This window comes from Actinomadura chibensis NBRC 106107 (genome assembly GCF_001552135.1).
In the GTDB taxonomy this organism is placed as follows: domain Bacteria; phylum Actinomycetota; class Actinomycetes; order Streptosporangiales; family Streptosporangiaceae; genus Spirillospora; species Spirillospora chibensis.
On sequence record NZ_BCQP01000027.1, the window covers coordinates 48,524 to 64,849 of the forward strand.

A 16,326-nucleotide genomic window follows, 5' to 3' on the forward strand; every position below is an offset into this window, starting at 1 on the left:
CCAATACTTTAGTAATTCCACACTAACAGTATCAATGTTGAAGTTCTACCGGTAGGGCGAGAATCCGGAGGAAAGCGCCATGAGCGACACACTCCCGCTGGCGGGCAAGACCGCGGTGGTCACCGGCGCCAGCTCGGGGATCGGGGCGGAGGTGGCGCGGGCCATGGCGGCCGCCGGCGCGCGGGTCGTCCTCGTGGGCCGCGACAAGGAGCGCCTCGGCGCGGTGCATCAGGAGATCACCGCCCGCGGCGGCACCGCCCGGCCGGTGGCGGCCGACCTCACCGCCGAGGACGGGCCCGGTGAGGTGGTGCGGGAGGCCCTGGCCGCCTACGAGACCCTCGACACGCTGGTGCACGGCGCCGGGCTCTTCGAGGTGGGCGCGGCCGACGAGGGCGTCGCGGCGCTCGACCGGCAGTGGGCGCTGAACGTCCGGGCCCCGTACGCGCTGACGGCGGCCGCGCTGCCCGCCCTGCGCGCCGCCCGCGGATCGGTGGTGATGATCACCTCGGTCGCCGCGAAGGCGGGCCTGCCCGGCACCACCGCGTACTCGGCGACCAAGGGCGCGATGGAGCGGCTCACCGTGACCCTCGCGGTGGAGGAGGCCCCCAACGGGGTGCGGGTCAACGCCATCGCGCCCGGGCACATCCGCACCCCCATGAACAAGGACCTTCTCGCTGAGCGCGAGTACGAGGCCGACCTGGAGGCGCGGACACCCCTGGGACGCATCGGCGAGCCACGGGACATCGCTCCGCTGGCCGTGTTCCTGGCCTCGGACCAGGCGTCCTTCATCACCGGGGAGAGCATCCTCGTCGACGGCGGATGGGCCGCGCCGTGACCGCCCGGACCGGCCCGGCGGACCGTCGCGGAGGTGTCCCGTGGACATCGGAGTGACCCTCCCGACGCACGGCCTGATGACCAGGACGGCCGGGGGAGACGCGATCCTCCGCAACCTGCCGGCCGCGGAGATGCGGCCGGTGGAGTACGCGGTGCGGGCGGAGGCCCTCGGCTACCACTCGGCGTGGCTGTCGGACCATGTGGTGACCGAGCGGGCGACCACGGTCGCGCACCCGTCCAACGCCTCCGGGGCACGGGTCTACCCCGACCGTCCGGTGATGCTGGACGTGGTGGCCACGCTCGGGGCGATCTCGTCCCGGACCACCACGCTGCGGCTCGCGCCTTCGGTCTACATCGCGCCGTACCGGCATCCGCTGAACGCCGCCCACCAGTTCGCCACGCTGGACAACCTCTCCGGCGGCCGGCTGATCGTCGGCGTCGGCGTGGGCTGGGAGACGGGGGAGTTCGCCGCGCTGGGCGTGTCCTACGCCGACCGGGGACGCATCATCGAGGAGGCGATCCAGGTCTACCGGGCCGCGTGGACCGAGCCGTGGATCGATTTCCGCGGGGAGTTCTTCGACATCCGGGACGTGTCGATGGACCCCAAACCCGTGCAGCGCCCGCACCCGCCGATCTGGTACGGCGGCATGTCACCGGTCGCCGCCCGCCGGGCGGCCCGGTTCTGCGACGGCTTCTATCCCATGTATCTCGACGGTTCCGCGGACCCGACCCGGCTGGCCCCGCTGATCGAGGTCATCCGGGACGAGGCCGGACGGCGCGGCCGCGACCTCACCGGGTTCCGCCTCGGCGCCTTCTGCCAGGTCATGGTCACCGACCGGCCGGACGACCGGTTCGGCGCGGCCCGGCCGCCGCTGACCGGATCGGCCGAGCAGATCCTGCACGACCTGCGGCGCTTCGCCGACCTGGGCTACTCGCACATCACCGTGCATTTCGACTGCCCGGCCGGCACGACCGCCGAGTGGGAGGAGCAGTTCGAAGGCTTCGGGACGGAAATCCTCCCCGAGGCCGCCGGAATCACCCACCGCGACCTTTTCTGAAAAACGCCGGAAAGGCTCTCGGGGGCCTTCGAAATCCGCATGGAATCCGCATGGAAGCCGCCCGCGCCCTCACCCCACCCCGACCCATGCCCGAAAGGAACTCGCAATGGAAACCGCGAGTAGATCCGGTCCACCATCCGCACCGACCGCCGAATGGTCCGAGAGCCGCGAGGACTTCGCGCTGCGCTACGTCCCGGTCGGCTTCCGGCACTGGAGCGTGCTCTCCCTGTTCGGGGTGATGCTCGGCATCACCACCGCGCTGTTCTTCCTGGCCTGGGGCGGGGTCCTGGTCCAGACGTACGGGACGCGCGACCTGGTCGTCGGCATGGTCGTCGCCAGCGCGATCCTCGGCGCGATCAGCTACCTGTGGGCCGACCTGGCCTCCCGCACCGGGCTCAACTCCGACCTGCTCTCGCGGGGCGCGGGGTTCGGCTTCATGGGGTCGGCGTTCACCTCCATCATCTACACCTTCAACTTCCTGCTCTTCTTCGCCGTCGAGGGCGCGATCATGGCCAACGCCGTCATGGCGCGGTGGCCGCAGATCCCGTCCGCGGCCGTCTACTCGGTGACCGGGCTGGTCTGCATCCCGCTGACCTGGTACGGCCTGCGGCTGATGAACATCCTGATGTGGGTGACGCTGCCGGTCATCGTGGTCTTCCTGGGGCTGACCGTGTGGGAGGCGGCCCAGCGTCCGATGACCGTGGACTTCTGGGGCTACGAGCCGTCCAGCCCCGTCGCCGCGGCGGCCGGGCCGCCGATCCTGCAACTGATGGCCACCGCGCTCGCGCTGTCGTCCACCGTCCCGGTCGCCACGGACATGGCGCGGTTCATCCCGCCGCACCGCCGCCGGATCGGCGCGTTCCTGGTCGGGCCGGTGTTCGTCGCGATGACGCTGCTGGTCCCCGTGCTGCTGGGCGCCTGGCTGTCGCTGCGCTTCGGCGAGACCGACCCCGGTAGGTACCTGCCTTCGGTATTCGGCGTCTGGGGCGTGCTGTTCGTGGTGGCCACCCAGTTGCGCATCAACACCAGCAACGTCTACTCCGGCTCGCTGGCCTACTCGAACTTCTTCTGCCGGGCCTTCCACTTCACGCCCGGACGGCACTGGTGGGTCGTGCTCACGGTGGTGCTCGGCACCGCGCTGATGTTCGGGGACGTCTACAGCCACCTCAACGACGCGCTGACGTTCGAGGGCGTGTTCATCATCGCCTGGGTGATGGCGGTCGTCGCCGACATGACCGTGAACAAGAAGCTGCTGAAGCTCTCGCCCGAGGACTTCCCCTACAAGCGGGCGCACACCTCGGCCTTCAACCCGGTGGGCGTCGTGCCCGTGGTGTTCGCGCTGCTGGCGGCGCTGCCGCTGGCGTTCGGCCTCGCCGGGGACTACGGCAAGACGCTGGCGCCCTTCCTGGCGGGCGGGCTGAGCTTCGTCCTGGTGCCCGTGGTGGCGCTGGTGACCCGGGGAAGGCACTACATCGTCCCGTCCGTGGCGGTCAACGCCGACCCGGCGCTGGTCCCGATCGGGTCCGCGGCGGCGGGCACGGCGGAGCCGTCGGACGAGGAGCGGGAGTGCGTCCGGTGCGCCGACCGCTTCGAGCTGGCGGAGTTCGTGACCTGTCCCTTCCACGAGGGACTCATCTGCTCGGTCTGCTGTGCCTCCGACGGCGCCTGCAAGGAGCTGTGCAAGTCCCCCCGGCTGCTCCAGATCCAGAGCACCGCCGCCATGACCTCGACATCGAAGACGAAGGAGAGCTGAGCCATGACCACCGCATCCCACGACCTCTCGCTGGCCGACCGCGTGGCGCGCCTGGAGGACGCCGAGGCGATCCGCGCCCTCAAGCACCACTACGCGCGGCTGTGCGACACCGGCCTCGACGCCGACGCCATCACCGGGCTGTTCGCGCCCGACGACGACGTCGTCTGGCAGAGCAACGTCTTCGGGACGCACGCCGGACGCGACGCCATCCACGCCTACTTCTCCGGGATCGGCGACCAGATCCGGTGGGCCGCGCACTACATGGTCAACCCGACCGTGCGCGTCGCCCCGGACGGGCTCACCGCCGAGGGCACCTGGCTCCTGCTGGAGCTGGCGACGATGCCGGCGCTGGACGGCTTCGTCGGCAACGACGCGGTCATCATGACCGGCTTCTACCAGGACCGGTTCCGCAAGGTGGACGGCGAGTGGAAGTTCACCCGCATCCAGATCGACTTCGACCACGTGTCGAACCTGGACGCGGGCTGGGCCCGCCAACCCAACCGCGGCGGGGCGCCCGCCGACGTCGCGGCCGGACGCGCGGTCTGACGCCCCGGCGTCCGGCCCAGACCCGCCAGGGAGAAGCTCATGATCCGCCGCCTGACCGGGGACGACGTCCGCGACCTCGCGCGCCGTTTCCGGCTGCAGCTGACCGACGAGGCGATCGCGGAGTTCCGCGACCTCGGCAACGAACTGCTCGCCGTCGTGGAGGAGGTCGACGAGCCCCACGCCGCCGGGGAGCCCCGGCCGCCCCGCGACCGCCGCGACAGCGGCCCCGCCTCGCCGGAGGAGGACCCGCTCAACGCGATCACACGCTGGATCGACGTCGCTGCGCCCGCGGCCCTCGGCCCGCTGGCCGGGCGGCGGATCGCGGTCAAGGACTCCATCCCGATCGCCGGGATGCCGATGACCTGCGGATCGCACCTACTGAAGGACTTCGTCCCGGCGGAGGACAGCGCGGTCACCGCCCGGCTGCTGGCCGCCGGCGCGCGGCTGGTCGCGGTCACCACCATGGACGACCTGGCCTTCAGCGGCGGCGGCGACACCGGAGCCCGGGGGCCGGTGCGCAACCCGTTCGACCCGTCCCGCACCTCCGGCGGCTCGTCCGGCGGCTCGGCCGCGTGCCTGTGGTACGAGGAGATCGACGCGGCCGTCGGGACGGACCAGGGCGGCTCCATCCGCGTCCCGGCCGCCTGGTGCGGCGTCGTCGGCCTCAAACCCACGCACGGGCTGGTGCCCTACACCGGGATCCCCGGGATCGACCAGACCATCGACCACGCCGGCCCGCTCGCGCGGACCGTCGCGGACGCGGCCGAACTCCTCGCGGTGCTCGCCGGGCCGGACCCCGGAGACCCCCGGCAGCCGGCTGGAACGGTCCCGCAGGACTACGTCGCCGCCGTTGCCGAGGCCGCCGCCGCGGGCGGTGACCTGCGCGGGCTGACCTTCGGCCTCGTCCGGCAGGCGATCTCGGACGACGTCGGCGCGGACCCTCTGGTGGTCAAGGCCGTCCACGCCACCGCCGACGAGATGCGGCGGCGCGGTGCCGAGGTGGTCCCGGTCGACCTGCCCGCGCACCTCACCGCGGGCGGCATCGCCTACGCCACCTTCCTGGAGGGCACGCCGCCGCTGCTCCGGTCGGGCGGCAACGGCTACCAGTGGCGCGGCCGCTACTCGCCCGACCTGGCCGCCGCCGTCCAGCGCGGTCTGCGGGAGTCGGCCGACGCGCTGAGCCCGCAGATCAAGATCACGCTGATGGTCGGCAGCTACCTCCAGGAGCGGTACGGCGGCGCCGTGTACGCGCGGGCGCAGAACCTGCGCCCGGCGCTCACGGCGGCGTACGACAGCGCGCTGAGCACCGTCGACGCCCTGCTGCTGCCCACCACCCCCGGCCTGCCCTTCCCCCTGGACCCGCCGCCCTCGCCGGGCGACAACGTCCGGCGCGGCTGGGCGCTGCTGGCCAACACCACGCCGACCGACCTGACCGGGCACCCCGCCATATCGCTGCCCCTCGCGGAGGCGGCGGGGCTGCCCGTCGGGGTGATGCTCGTCGGGCGCCGCTTCGCCGACGCCGAGCTGCTGAGCACGGCCGCGCGCTGCGAGGCCGCGCTCGGCCGCCGGCCCCTGACCGGACCGGACATCCCACGGACCCCGCGAGCCCCGAGAACGAACTGATCAGGAGCGCACCGCACATGACCACGTCCTTCACAGGATCCCCGCCGGAAGATCCGCCGCTCGGGCCGGTCGGCCAGATCGGCCTGGTCGTCACCGACATCGTCACCGCCAGCCGGCGGTACGGCCGGATCTTCGGCATCGGCTCCTGGCTCCGCTACACCTACGGCCCGCGCACCGTCCCGGTGCTCGAATACCGGCACGGGCCGGGCGAGTTCACCGCGCACATCGCGCTCGGCGGCGCCGACCCGCAGATCGAGCTGATCGAGCCGGTGGACGGCCCCTCGGTCTACGACGAGCACCTGCGCACCGCGGGCGAGGGCCTGCACCACGTGGGAGTGTTCGTCGACTCGGTCGAGCGGGCGGCCGCCGCGATGGCGGAACGCGGCCACGAGGTCATCCAGGCGGGCCGCGGCTACGGGCTGGACGGGGACGGCGCGTTCGCCTACTTCGACACCCTGGACGACTACCAGGTGATCATCGAGGCCATCGAGCGTCCCGCCCGCCGCCGCCCGTCCCTGGACGCCTGGGACCTGAGCCACCGGGCCGGCGCCGCCCCGGCCACATCCATCCCACGATCGGAGGGCCCCGCGTGACCACCACTCATCCGGACACCGCCGGCGTCGACCTCGACGTCCGGCTGCGCCTCTACCGCGCGATGCGGGAGATGCGGCTGTTCGAGAAACGCGCCTACGACCTGTTCATGCAGAACCTGGTCAAGGGCACCAGCCATCTGTCCCTGGGGCAGGAGGCGATCGCGGCGGGTTTCGGCGTGGCGATGCGTCCCGGCGACTACACCTTCGCCACCTACCGGGGCCACGCCCACACGCTCGCGCGCGGTGTGCCGATGGGGCCCGTGCTGGCGGAGCTGATGGGCCGCGCCAACGGCCTGATGGCCGGCAAGGGCGGTTCGATGCACCTCACCAGCGTCGAGCACGGGATGATGGGCTCCTACGCGATCATCGGCGCGCACCTGCCGATCGCGCTGGGAGCGGCGTGGTCCGCCGCGTACCGCGGCACCGGCCAGGTCGCCGTCTGCTTCTTCGGCGACGGCACCACCAACATCGGCGCCTTCCACGAGGCGCTCAACCTGGCGGCGGTGTGGAAGCTGCCCGTCGTGTTCGTGTGCGAGAACAACCACTACATGGAGTACACGCCGATCTCGGCCGTGACCGCTGTTCCGCGTCCCGCCGCCGACCGGGCCGCCGCCTACGGCCTGGAACCGGTCGTGGTGGACGGCAACGACGCCGACGAGACGCACGCGGCCGCCGTCGCCGCGCTGGCACGGGCCCGCGCGGGCGAAGGCCCGACCCTCATCGAGGCCGAGACCTACCGCCACGGCGGCCACTCGCGCGCCGACCCCGGCAAGTACCGGCCCCGGGACGAGGTCGACGCATGGCTGGCCCGCGACCCCCTTCCGGCCTACCGGGACCGCCTGCTCGGGCTCGGCGTACCGGCGGGCCGGCTCGACGAGATCGACGCCGCGGTCCTCGCGGCGGTGGACCTGGCCACCGAGCAGGCCAAGGCCGGCGCAGAACCGGGCGCCGAGCTGGTGGAGAAGGACGTGTGGGCCGACGGAGGCGCGGCATGGCGCAGGTGAGGCGCGAGAACCCGGCCGGCCCGACGGCGGACGAGATGAACGGAGGATCGTGATGGCACCGCTGACCTACCGGGAGGCCGTGGCCCGCGGGATCGCGCAGGAGATGCGCCGCGACGACAGCGTGGTGTTCCTCGGCGAGGACGTCGCCGCCGCCGGAGGCGTGTTCAAGACCACGGTCGGGCTGCTGGACGAGTTCGGCCCCGACAGGGTCCGCGACACCCCGATCTCCGAGCAGGCCATCCTCGGCGCCGCGATGGGCGCGGCGATGACCGGCCTGCGCCCGATCGCGGAGATCATGTTCAGCGACTTCTACGCCGTGTGCTGGGACATCGTGGTCAACGAGATCGCCAAGTCCCGGTACATGACCAACGGCCAGGTCACGTTCCCGCTGGTCGTCAAGTCGGGGAACGGCGGCGGCCTGCGCTTCGGCGCCCAGCACTCGCAGGCGATCGAGAACTGGGCGATGGCCGTCCCCGGCCTGAAGGTGGTCGCCCCGGCCACTCCCGCCGACGTGGTGGGGCTGATGGCGGCCGCCGTCCGCGACCCCGACCCGGTGCTGTTCTTCGAGGCCAAGGGCATGTACGCGACGAAGGCCGAGGTCCCCGACGGCGAGATCGTCGACGAGCTCGGGACGGCGCGGATCGTCCGGGAAGGCGGCGACTGCACGATCGCCGCGCTGGGCATGATGGTGCCGCGCGCGCTGACCGCCGCCGAGGAACTGGCCCGCGAGGGCGTGGAGGCGACGGTCGTGGACGTCCGATCCCTGGTCCCGCTCGACACCACCACCATCCTGGACGCCTTCTCGGCGACGGGACGGCTGTTCACCGTCGAGGAGAACCCGCGGCTGTGCGGCTGGGGCGCCGAGCTGGTGTCCATCGTGGCCGAGGAACGTTTCAACGACCTCGACGGGCCGCTGGTCAGGATCACGACACCCCATGTCCCGCTACCCGCCGCCGGCGCCTTGGAGGACGCCGCGCTGCCGAGCGTCGCGCGCATCGCGGACACGATCCGGAGGTCGCTGGACTGATCGGCATCACCGCGAATCTGCCATAAGCGGACCGTGGCCCGGAAGAAGAGCCCGCGATGGAAGGTTGTCCACGCTATGGACATCAACCCCTTTCCCCGAACCGACTGTCCCGGACCATGCGGGCCCGCTTCGCCTGAAGAGGAGACGAGATGGATCTGAGCCGCTTGGGCGTGGTCTTCGGCAGCCTGACTCCGCCGGAGCAGTTGACGCACGCCGCCGCCCAGGCGGAAGAACTGGGCTTCGGTGAGTTGTGGTTCTCCGAGGACTGCTTCTTCACCGGCGGCCTTTCGGGACTGACCCAGCTGCTGGCGGCGACCCGGAAGGTGCCCGCCGGGCTGGGCCTGGCCAGCGTGATGACCAGGCACCCGGCGATCCTCGCCATGGAACTGGCCGGCCTGGCCCGCATGTACCCGGGCCGCGGCCGCGCCGCGATCGGCCTCGGCAACAGTCACTGGCTCGGGCAGATGGGCCTGCTGCCCGAACGTCCGCTGACCGCTGTCACGGAGACCTTCGAGGTGCTGCGCGAACTTCTGACCGGCGCGGCCGTCTCCCGCACGACCACGGCTCATGTGTTCGACGACGTCCGGCTGGAGTTCGCGCCGGAACAACCGCCGGAGCTGTGGATCGGCGCCGTCAACGAGCGCGCGTTGCGGGCCGCCGGCGCGCTGGCCGACGGGGTGCTGCTGTCGGTGCTGGCCGGTCCCGCCTATGTGGCCTGGGCCAGGCGCCAGGTGGGGACGGCGCCGATCAGCGCCTTCGTCCTGGCCGCGGTGGCCGACGACGACCGCACGGCCCGCGACGCCGTACGGCAGGCCGTCGGCTTCTTCCTGCGGGCGGAGTCCCACACCGCGCTGGTCGGCCGATCAGAACACGGCGCCGAGATCAGGAAGCGGATCGCCGGCCTCGGCGAGAGGGACCCGCTCGTCGTGGAGGACGAGTGGATCGACGAGTTCGCCGTCGCCGGTACTCCGGACCGGGTTCGGAGCGGGCTGCGCGAGCTGCGCGCGGCCGGTGCCGACTCCCTCGGGCTGTGGCTGTTCCCGCCGGAGCGGCTCGGCGAGCAACTCCGCCGCGTCGCGCGAGAGGTCGCCACGGCTCCGGGCGGCGACCCGAAGCCGTAGCGTCCCGGTCCGGGACGGGGGCCCGGACCGGCTTCTCCCGCTCTACTGGGGCAGCCCGGCGAGATAGGTCGCAACGGGTTTCCGCAACGCGGTGATGTCGCGGGCCGGGTCGCCCGGCACGATCAGCAGGTCGGCGTCATATCCGGCCCGGAGGCGTCCCTTGCGGTCCGGCAGGCCGCACGCTTCGGCGGCGGCCGACGTGGCGGCTCGCAGAGCCGCCGTCGCGGGCAGCCCGGCGAGCACGTACTCCTCCAGGGTGAAGGGCAGCAACCCATGCGGTTTGGCCGGGCCGATGCCTCCGTCCGAGCCTGCCACCAGCCGGATCCCGCCCCGGTGAAGCCGCACGGCGGCATCACGCAGAGCCGCCTCGGTGATACCGGCGCGCGCGGCCACGGCGATGATCTCCGGTGGGACCACGACGTCGGGGTCCGACCCGAGCGTGGCGCAGACGGCGGTCCCCGCCTCGGCCAGCGCGGCGAGCAGCGCGTCGTCGACGCGCACGCCGTCACGAGTCAGGCAGGTGCAGTGCTCGATGCCGTCGACGCCCGCGGCCACGGCCTGCCGCACCGCGTCGAGGGCGTGCGCGTGCGCGGTGATCGGCAGTCCGGCCCGGTGGGCCTCGTCGACCGCCGCGCGCACCTCCACCTCGGTGAACTGCGGGTTCATGGTGTCGGTACCGGGCGTCAGCACACCGCCGCTGCCCATGAGCTTCACGATGTCCGCGCCGCGTTCCGCCCGCCGCCGGACCGCCGCCCGTATCTCCGCCACGCCGCGCGCCTCCCCGCCCAGCGCCGCGCAGTGCCCGCCCACGCTGGTGATCGGCGTCCCGGATGCCACGACCGTGGGCAGCCCGGGGCTGTTCCGTGACCTCCACTCCAGCACCGCGTCCTGATAGTCGCCCAAGTCCCGTACGGTGGTCACGCCCGCGGCCAGGTGCCGGCGCAGCGACGCCTCAATCGTGGCGCGCACTTCTCCCTGGGAGAAGTCCATGACGCGTTCGAGCGCGCCAGGGCCGCCGTCCGCGCACAGGTGCACGTGCGCGTCGATCAGGCCGGGCATCGCCGTCCCGTCATGCCGCCGCGTCGTCCACCCATCGGGCGCCTCCGCGCCCGGCTGGACGCCGACGATCCGTCCGTCCTCCACCAGCACCAAGGTCGGCCCGTCAAGTGACTGTTCGCCATCGAACAGCCCGTCCACACCAATCGCAAGTCTGCTCACCCGAGGAACGGTATCCGGACGGCCCAAGAACGCCGTAGACCGTGCAGAGAAATTGGCGCGCACCATGTGCCCTTTGGCGCGCGTCCGCATGCTTGGTCGCAGTCACAAGCATGGGCCCCCTGGAGAACAACGACGGCCCAGCCGGCCCCTCCTGCGCACTGCATTGAAGACCCCGGCCGTGTTCGGGCCGGTCACCGGTACGGGGGAGCGGGGGCGCTCGACGCGATCCACGGGATCGACAGCCGCTGACGACAACGCCGACGGCGCGGTCGTCCACGTGCACGCTCTACGCCTCCGAAGACGGCGTCTTCGACGGCTCCGCAGGCGCCAAGCGGGCGTCCCGCCTCCCGCGTGTCCCCGGGCTGATCCACACCGGCCCCCTACCCAACGCGCTGCCCCTGGGCCGCCTGCTCACAGGCCAGACCGGCCGGTGGCGCGGCGACTACGTCATCCGCTCCGGCAAACACGAACGCGGCAACCGGAACGTGTTCTGGGTCGAACACCACGACGGAGGGTCCCACACACAGCACAACGGCCGCCCCCACCTCCGGGGCGGCCGTTCCTCATTCACCCACGCTCAGACCGCCCCGGCGGACACACAACCAAGCACACCCGCTGGGGCCTACCTCACCAAGGAGGCCGCCCCATCATGTCCGAACAGCCGCTGGCCGTGCCGCCCGACATGCGCCTGTTCAAGGTCGAAGACGTCATGACCCTGCCGTCTCTCGGTCGCAACACCGTCTTCGAACTCATCCGCTCCGGCCGCCTGCGGTCGGTCAAGCAAGGCCGTTCCCGCCTCATCCCCGGCGCCGCCAGGCCGAACACGTTGCCTGATCCACGCCCGCCCGCCAGTCACGAAAGTCCGCTACACGACAAAGACCATGCTCGGCAACCCGGAAGAACCGGACGACAACGGAAACCGCAAACGACGGAATCGCGCCCGCGCCAACGTCCAGCGTTGGGTCTACGGAAAGACGCGCGACGTCGTCCATGACAAGTACATCAAGCTTCTCAATGAAACTAAGGAACGGCCGATAGCTACGACCGTGCCGACCGACGAGAAATACCCGACCTACTGGCTGAGCGAGGTCATCGAACCCAACCGCGAGGCGCAGACCTACGCCCAATACGAGACCATGGCCCGGCTGTACGTCATCCCCGCACTTGGCCGAAGCGACTGGACCGGCTGACCGTCCGGGACGTACAGACCCGGGTCACGCGCCTGCCGAAGACGCGCCAGTGTTGCGCGCAGAGCAAGGACGCCGCCAGACCGAAACGACACTCCAATCCACGTAGGCGGCAAAGGTGCTGCGCTATCGGGCGATGCTGCCGGGCCTACCCGAGCCGCCGCACTATTCAAGCGGTAGGTAACACGCTGAGGGCTGCTCTCACACATGCCCGGACGTCTTCACCACCCGAACGGGAAGGCCGATCGAACCGCGGAACCTCAACCGTAGCTTCGCCCACCGGTGCCAGCGAGCTGGCATCCGAGCCATCCGGGTGCCCGACACCCGGCATACCTGCGGTCGGCTTCTGGCCGCGCTGGACGTCCACCCTCGGACGGCGATGCAGATCCTCAGACACAGCCAGATCAGCATCACCATGGAGGTCTACGCCAGGTGCCGACCGAGGTCACCAAGGCAGCGCTCAAGCGCCTAGAGGATCACCTGCTGCGTCCATCCGCGATCCTTGCCCACCGCCCTTGGAGTGGTAGCTGTACTTCACTGCTGGACGGACGGGAAAAGGCCGGGTCCGCTAGATCGGATCCGGCCTTCGACCTGCTGTCGGGACGGCGGGATTTGAACCCACGACCCCTTGACCCCCAGTCAAGTGCGCTGCCAAACTGCGCTACGTCCCGGTGCCCGTTGGAGCGGGCGTGATTACTGTAGCGCAGTCTGCGAGGTCGTGCGTACCGAGATACGAGGCCGTGGATCTCTGGTAGGCAGGCCGGATGGTGTGGTTGCGGACGGGGCTGGCCGGGATCGTGTGCCTTGGGTTGCTATGCGCGTGCGGCGGCGGTGGTGGGGTGGAGCGGGACGGGCCGCGGGACGGCGGTGGGAGCGCTCCGGTGGCGAGTGGGAGTCCTGAGGCGTCCAAGAAGGCCGCGCGTAAACCCCCGGTGGTCAGGGTGCCTCGTGGGGTGCGGGTTTCCTATGTGGTGTTCGAGCGCGGGCGGGTCGTCGCGGAGCGGCGGTCGCGGCAGACGTTCCGGTCGGCGTCGGTGGTGAAGATCCTCATCGCGCTCGACTTCCTGGAGCGGAACCGGGTGTCGGCGGCGGATCGGGCGCTGTTGCAGGTGATGCTGCGGTCCAGTGACGACAAGGCGGCGACGGAGTTCTGGCGGCGGGGCGGGCAGCGGCAGGTCGTCGAGCGGATGGTCGAGAGGGTGGGGCTGGCGGAGACGGCGCCGCCGCCCGGCGACAAGCCCGGGTTCTGGGGGTACACGGCGCTCAGCGCGCGGGACGTGGTGAAGACGTACCGGTACCTGCTGGAGAAGGCGCCCAAGGGGCAGCGGGAGTTCGTCCTGGAGCAGTTGCGGAGGTCGACTCCGTGCGGGACGGACGGCTTCGACCAGACGTTCGGGATCCCGAGCGCCGCGAAGCGGCCGTGGGCCGTGAAGCAGGGGTGGTCGGGGTTCGGGGACGTCCCGGCGGAGCCGTGCCGGAAGGGCGGGGCGCGGCCCGCGGCGTGGCGGCCCGATCTCGGGCTCGGACGGCCCGTCCTGCACACGACCGGCGTGGTCGGGGACGGCAAGATCGTGGTGGTGTTGACGCTGCAGCCGGCGGGCACGTCGTTCCGTACGGCCGCCGCGCGGGTCACGGATCTGGCGAGGCAGCTCGTGCGGGTGTGACGCGAGTCACGCGCTGGTCCACGGTTCCGTCCGAGGAAGGTCATCGGAACCGGTCGAGTTCGGACGTCAACGGAAAAGTCGGGCAAAGATCTGGACTGTTTGCGCGGTTCGAGGCGAATAGTCCGTGGGTGGCGTATGTAGCTTTTTTCTGCCAAGAGCAGCCTCGCCGGAACGGGGGACAGGTTGGCGGACGCGGAGGGCGCCTCGGCGCAGCACGGGGCGCACGTGGCGGACCTGGACGACCTGCGGGACGCCGCGCACGACCGCGCGGTGCTGTCGGAGGCGCGGGTCGTGCTGGCGCGGCGGCTCGGCGTCCCGCCCGCGGAGGCGCTGCAGCACCTGATCTGGCTCGCCCGCGACCTCGACATGGACCTCGCCGAGGCCGCGTCCCTGCTGGTCAAGGACGCGGGCGGCGGCGCGGTCGGGGCCGTCGCGGCGGGCCGGAACGCGCCCCGCGCGCAGGAGGCGACGGCGGAGCGCCAGGTCGTGCTGTCCGAGGCCGAGGACGTGCTGCGCCGGGTGACGGCCGAGGACACCGCGGGCGACGCGGAGATCCTCGCCGCGGTGCCGGACGACCCGGCCGCGCGGGCGGTGCTCGACGGGGCGCTCGACTCCGCGACGCACCTGGTCCCGGTCCGGGGGCCGGACGGACGCGTCGCCGACTTCCTCTACGCCGACCTCAACGACGTCGCCCGGGACATGTTCGGGCGCGGCAAGGAGGAGTTGACCGGGCTCCGCCTGCTGCAGACGGATCCGGGCGCCGTCCTGAGCGGGCTCTTCGACGAGTACGTCGAGGTGCTGGAGGGCGGCCCCAGCCTGGAACGTTCCTCGATTCTTTACTCGACGGCGCAGCGGGGGCTGTCCCGGTCGTCCCGGATGAGCGTGCGGTGCGTCGCGGTGCCGACCGGCGTCTGCGTGACCTGGCGCTACCACTTCCACGAGGACCGGATCGCGCGGCGCCTGGAGCGGGTGGAGCGGCTCGCCCTGATCGGGTTCGGCGAGTGGGACCTCGCGACCGGCGAGGCGGACTGGACGCCGCAGATGCTCGCCAACTACGGCCTCGCCCCGGACGAGGTGCCGCCCATGCCGCACGACCTGCCGAAGGTCGTGGCCGACGACGACCTCCCGCTGGTGGAGGAGGCCGTCCAGACGATGTTCTCGCGCCGGGAGCCGGTGGAGGCCGAGCACCGGGTGATCGGCAAGGACGGGACGCCGCGGAACCTGTGGGTGTTCGCCGAGCCGGTCCTCGGCGAGTCCGGGCTGCCGGTGTCGATCAACATCGTCTCGCAGGACATCACGCGGCGGCGGGGCGTGGAGCGGGCGCTCGCCGAGACGCGCCGGCAGATGCTGAAGCAGCAGGAGCGCATGGCGCAGGAGCGGCGCGTCGCGGTGACGCTGCGCCGCGCGATCATGCCGGACGAGGACGAGGTGGAGCAGCTCCCCGGCCTGCGCACCGCGATCCGCAGCATGGCGGCCGAGAGCACCGCCCGGATCGGCGGGGACTGGTTCGCGCTGCGCCCGCTGCCGAACGGCCGGGCCCTGTTCGCGATCGGCGACGCGGCCGGGCACGGCCTGCCCGCGGCCGCGTCGATGGCCCGCACCCGCAACGGGCTGCTCGGCCTGTCCTGCACGGGCGAGCCGGTCGGGCGGCTCGTCGGCTGGCTGAACGACCTGGTCAGCAGCATGGAGCCGCCCGCGACGGGCACCGCGATCGTCGCCGAGTTCGAGCCGCGCGGCCGCGTCCTCGAGTGGACCTGCGCCGGGCACCCGCCGCCGATCCTGATCCGGGACGAGCGGGCGGTGCCGCTGGAGGCCGTCCGGGACCCGCTGCTCGGCGCGATGCCGGAGTGGGAGTACATGACGGTCGCGACCCGGCTCCTCCCCGGCGACATGCTGTTCCTGTACACCGACGGGCTGGTGGAGCGGCGCGACGCCGACCTGGACGAGCGGATCGCCCGCCTCACCGGCATCCTGCGGGACTGCGCCCGCCAGCCGGAGCGGATGCTCGACCAGGTCCTGGCCCGGATGGGGCACGACCGCGCCGCCGACGACACCACGCTCTTCGCCCTGCACGTGGAGTGACGGACGGCATCTCTGACCTGCGATGATCACCCCGTGTGACTTGCGTCTCACCGCAGGCGGGCCTGGAGGCCCTCCCGGAACCGGATGACCTTGTCGGGGCAGCGGGCGCCCAAGGGTTCTTTACCAAATGCGAGAAGGCCGGTAAGGCCGCTGGGCAAGGGGCTGAGGGGCGATCCGGGAAAGATCGGGAACACCCCCGGGCCATGGGGTGTTGATGGATTCTTGAGGAGGCCTTGAGCGGGCGCGACGGAGTTTTGTGCCTGGTTTGCTTTCCTTGAGAAGGTTGGTACCTTCAGTCCGAATCACGCAACGCACCCCATGCGTTGCCGCCGGTCGCGCCGCGCGCGGCCGAGGATCGCGGAGCGGATCCCGCCCGCGAACGCGCACCCGACCAGGGGCGCTGCATCCCATCAAGATCAGTCAGTAGATCAATCCGAATATCCGGCACCGCGATCCGCGGTGCGAGGCCGAGTCCGTCCTGGTCGACACGACCGGAACGGAGCCGGGGACCCAGGTTCCAGGGGTGAATCGGCGCGACCCGAGAGCCGCGCCGTAGGGCTGCTTCCATGCCCGAATCCGTCAGCTAACCCGGTAGGCGTCATGGGAGTAAGGAGAT

General features: G+C 71.6%; 14 protein-coding genes, 1 tRNA gene and 1 riboswitch. Of the genes, 13 read left to right on the forward strand and 2 right to left on the reverse strand.

Features of this window, described 5'->3' with window-relative positions; genetic code table 11:
- The first annotated feature begins 79 nt into the window (after positions 1-79).
- The 9 genes from ACH01S_RS15720 (at position 80) to ACH01S_RS15760 (ending at position 9,559) form a co-directional block, all read left to right on the forward strand.
- A complete protein-coding gene (locus tag ACH01S_RS15720; protein ID WP_067891593.1) occupies positions 80-835 on the forward strand; it encodes an SDR family NAD(P)-dependent oxidoreductase in 756 nt (251 codons plus the stop codon).
- Positions 836-875: 40 nt separating this feature from the next.
- On the forward strand, positions 876-1,892 hold the full coding sequence (locus ACH01S_RS15725; RefSeq protein WP_067891595.1) for a TIGR03619 family F420-dependent LLM class oxidoreductase: 1,017 nt from the start codon (positions 876-878) through the stop codon (positions 1,890-1,892).
- Positions 1,893-1,998: 106 nt separating this feature from the next.
- On the forward strand, positions 1,999-3,645 hold the full coding sequence (locus ACH01S_RS15730) for a purine-cytosine permease family protein (protein WP_067891598.1): 1,647 nt from the start codon (positions 1,999-2,001) through the stop codon (positions 3,643-3,645).
- Positions 3,646-3,648: 3 nt separating this feature from the next.
- Complete coding sequence (locus ACH01S_RS15735; protein ID WP_067891599.1) at positions 3,649-4,191, forward strand: nuclear transport factor 2 family protein; 543 nt, start codon at positions 3,649-3,651, stop codon at positions 4,189-4,191.
- A 39-nt stretch (positions 4,192-4,230) separates the two neighbouring features.
- Positions 4,231-5,814, forward strand: coding sequence for an amidase family protein (locus ACH01S_RS15740; RefSeq protein ID WP_067891603.1), 1,584 nt, complete (start codon positions 4,231-4,233; stop codon positions 5,812-5,814).
- Between the two features lie 17 nt (positions 5,815-5,831).
- The gene (locus ACH01S_RS15745) at positions 5,832-6,407 is read left to right on the forward strand and encodes a VOC family protein (RefSeq protein ID WP_067891604.1); all 576 of its coding nucleotides are present in this window, start codon (positions 5,832-5,834) and stop codon (positions 6,405-6,407) included.
- A complete protein-coding gene (locus ACH01S_RS15750) occupies positions 6,404-7,411 on the forward strand; it encodes a thiamine pyrophosphate-dependent dehydrogenase E1 component subunit alpha (RefSeq protein ID WP_218010278.1) in 1,008 nt (335 codons plus the stop codon). The genes ACH01S_RS15745 and ACH01S_RS15750 overlap by 4 nt, the downstream gene beginning before the upstream one ends.
- Before the next feature lie 52 nt (positions 7,412-7,463).
- Positions 7,464-8,438, forward strand: coding sequence for an alpha-ketoacid dehydrogenase subunit beta (locus tag ACH01S_RS15755; RefSeq protein ID WP_067891610.1), 975 nt, complete (start codon positions 7,464-7,466; stop codon positions 8,436-8,438).
- Positions 8,439-8,587: 149 nt separating this feature from the next.
- Positions 8,588-9,559 (forward strand): LLM class flavin-dependent oxidoreductase, encoded by a 972-nt coding sequence (locus ACH01S_RS15760; protein ID WP_083980737.1) that lies wholly within the window; start codon positions 8,588-8,590, stop codon positions 9,557-9,559.
- Positions 9,560-9,601: 42 nt separating this feature from the next.
- Here ACH01S_RS15760 and ACH01S_RS15765 read toward each other — a convergent pair whose 3' ends face one another.
- Entirely contained in the window at positions 9,602-10,777 is a 1,176-nt protein-coding gene (locus ACH01S_RS15765) for an amidohydrolase family protein (RefSeq protein ID WP_067891615.1), read from the reverse strand.
- Between the two features lie 881 nt (positions 10,778-11,658).
- On the opposite strand from ACH01S_RS15765, the gene ACH01S_RS45355 reads away from it, so the two are divergent.
- Together ACH01S_RS45355 and ACH01S_RS46775 are read left to right on the forward strand one after the other, a co-directional pair.
- Entirely contained in the window at positions 11,659-11,967 is a 309-nt protein-coding gene (locus ACH01S_RS45355; protein WP_067891618.1) for a hypothetical protein, read from the forward strand.
- A gap of 241 nt (positions 11,968-12,208) precedes the next feature.
- Positions 12,209-12,436 (forward strand): tyrosine-type recombinase/integrase, encoded by a 228-nt coding sequence (locus ACH01S_RS46775; RefSeq protein WP_218010280.1) that lies wholly within the window; start codon positions 12,209-12,211, stop codon positions 12,434-12,436.
- Positions 12,437-12,561: 125 nt separating this feature from the next.
- Here ACH01S_RS46775 and ACH01S_RS15775 read toward each other — a convergent pair.
- Positions 12,562-12,635 (reverse strand) — tRNA-Pro (locus ACH01S_RS15775).
- Positions 12,636-12,917: 282 nt separating this feature from the next.
- On the opposite strand from ACH01S_RS15775, the gene ACH01S_RS15780 reads away from it, so the two are divergent.
- Positions 12,918-13,628 carry a hypothetical protein gene (locus tag ACH01S_RS15780; RefSeq protein ID WP_148344805.1) on the forward strand — a complete coding sequence of 237 codons (711 nt, stop codon included), beginning with the start codon at positions 12,918-12,920 and terminating at the stop codon, positions 13,626-13,628.
- Positions 13,629-13,811: 183 nt separating this feature from the next.
- Entirely contained in the window at positions 13,812-15,710 is a 1,899-nt protein-coding gene (locus tag ACH01S_RS15785) for a SpoIIE family protein phosphatase (RefSeq protein ID WP_067891621.1), read from the forward strand.
- 455 nt (positions 15,711-16,165) lie between these two features.
- A riboswitch (cyclic di-AMP (ydaO/yuaA leader) is annotated at positions 16,166-16,322 on the forward strand.
- Positions 16,323-16,326 lie beyond the last annotated feature (4 nt).

Excerpts from the sequence above, each read along its gene's own strand:
- ACH01S_RS15720 (WP_067891593.1), top strand. The coding sequence starts at position 80 with ATGAGCGACACACTCCCGCTGGCGGGCAAGACCGCGGTGGTCACCGGC.
- ACH01S_RS15730 (WP_067891598.1), top strand. The coding sequence starts at position 1,999 with ATGGAAACCGCGAGTAGATCCGGTCCACCATCCGCACCGACCGCCGAA.
- ACH01S_RS15735 (WP_067891599.1), top strand. The coding sequence starts at position 3,649 with ATGACCACCGCATCCCACGACCTCTCGCTGGCCGACCGCGTGGCGCGC.
- ACH01S_RS15740 (WP_067891603.1), top strand. The coding sequence starts at position 4,231 with ATGATCCGCCGCCTGACCGGGGACGACGTCCGCGACCTCGCGCGCCGT.
- ACH01S_RS15745 (WP_067891604.1), top strand. The coding sequence starts at position 5,832 with ATGACCACGTCCTTCACAGGATCCCCGCCGGAAGATCCGCCGCTCGGG.
- ACH01S_RS15755 (WP_067891610.1), top strand. The coding sequence starts at position 7,464 with ATGGCACCGCTGACCTACCGGGAGGCCGTGGCCCGCGGGATCGCGCAG.
- ACH01S_RS15760 (WP_083980737.1), top strand. The coding sequence starts at position 8,588 with ATGGATCTGAGCCGCTTGGGCGTGGTCTTCGGCAGCCTGACTCCGCCG.
- ACH01S_RS45355 (WP_067891618.1), top strand. The coding sequence starts at position 11,659 with ATGCTCGGCAACCCGGAAGAACCGGACGACAACGGAAACCGCAAACGA.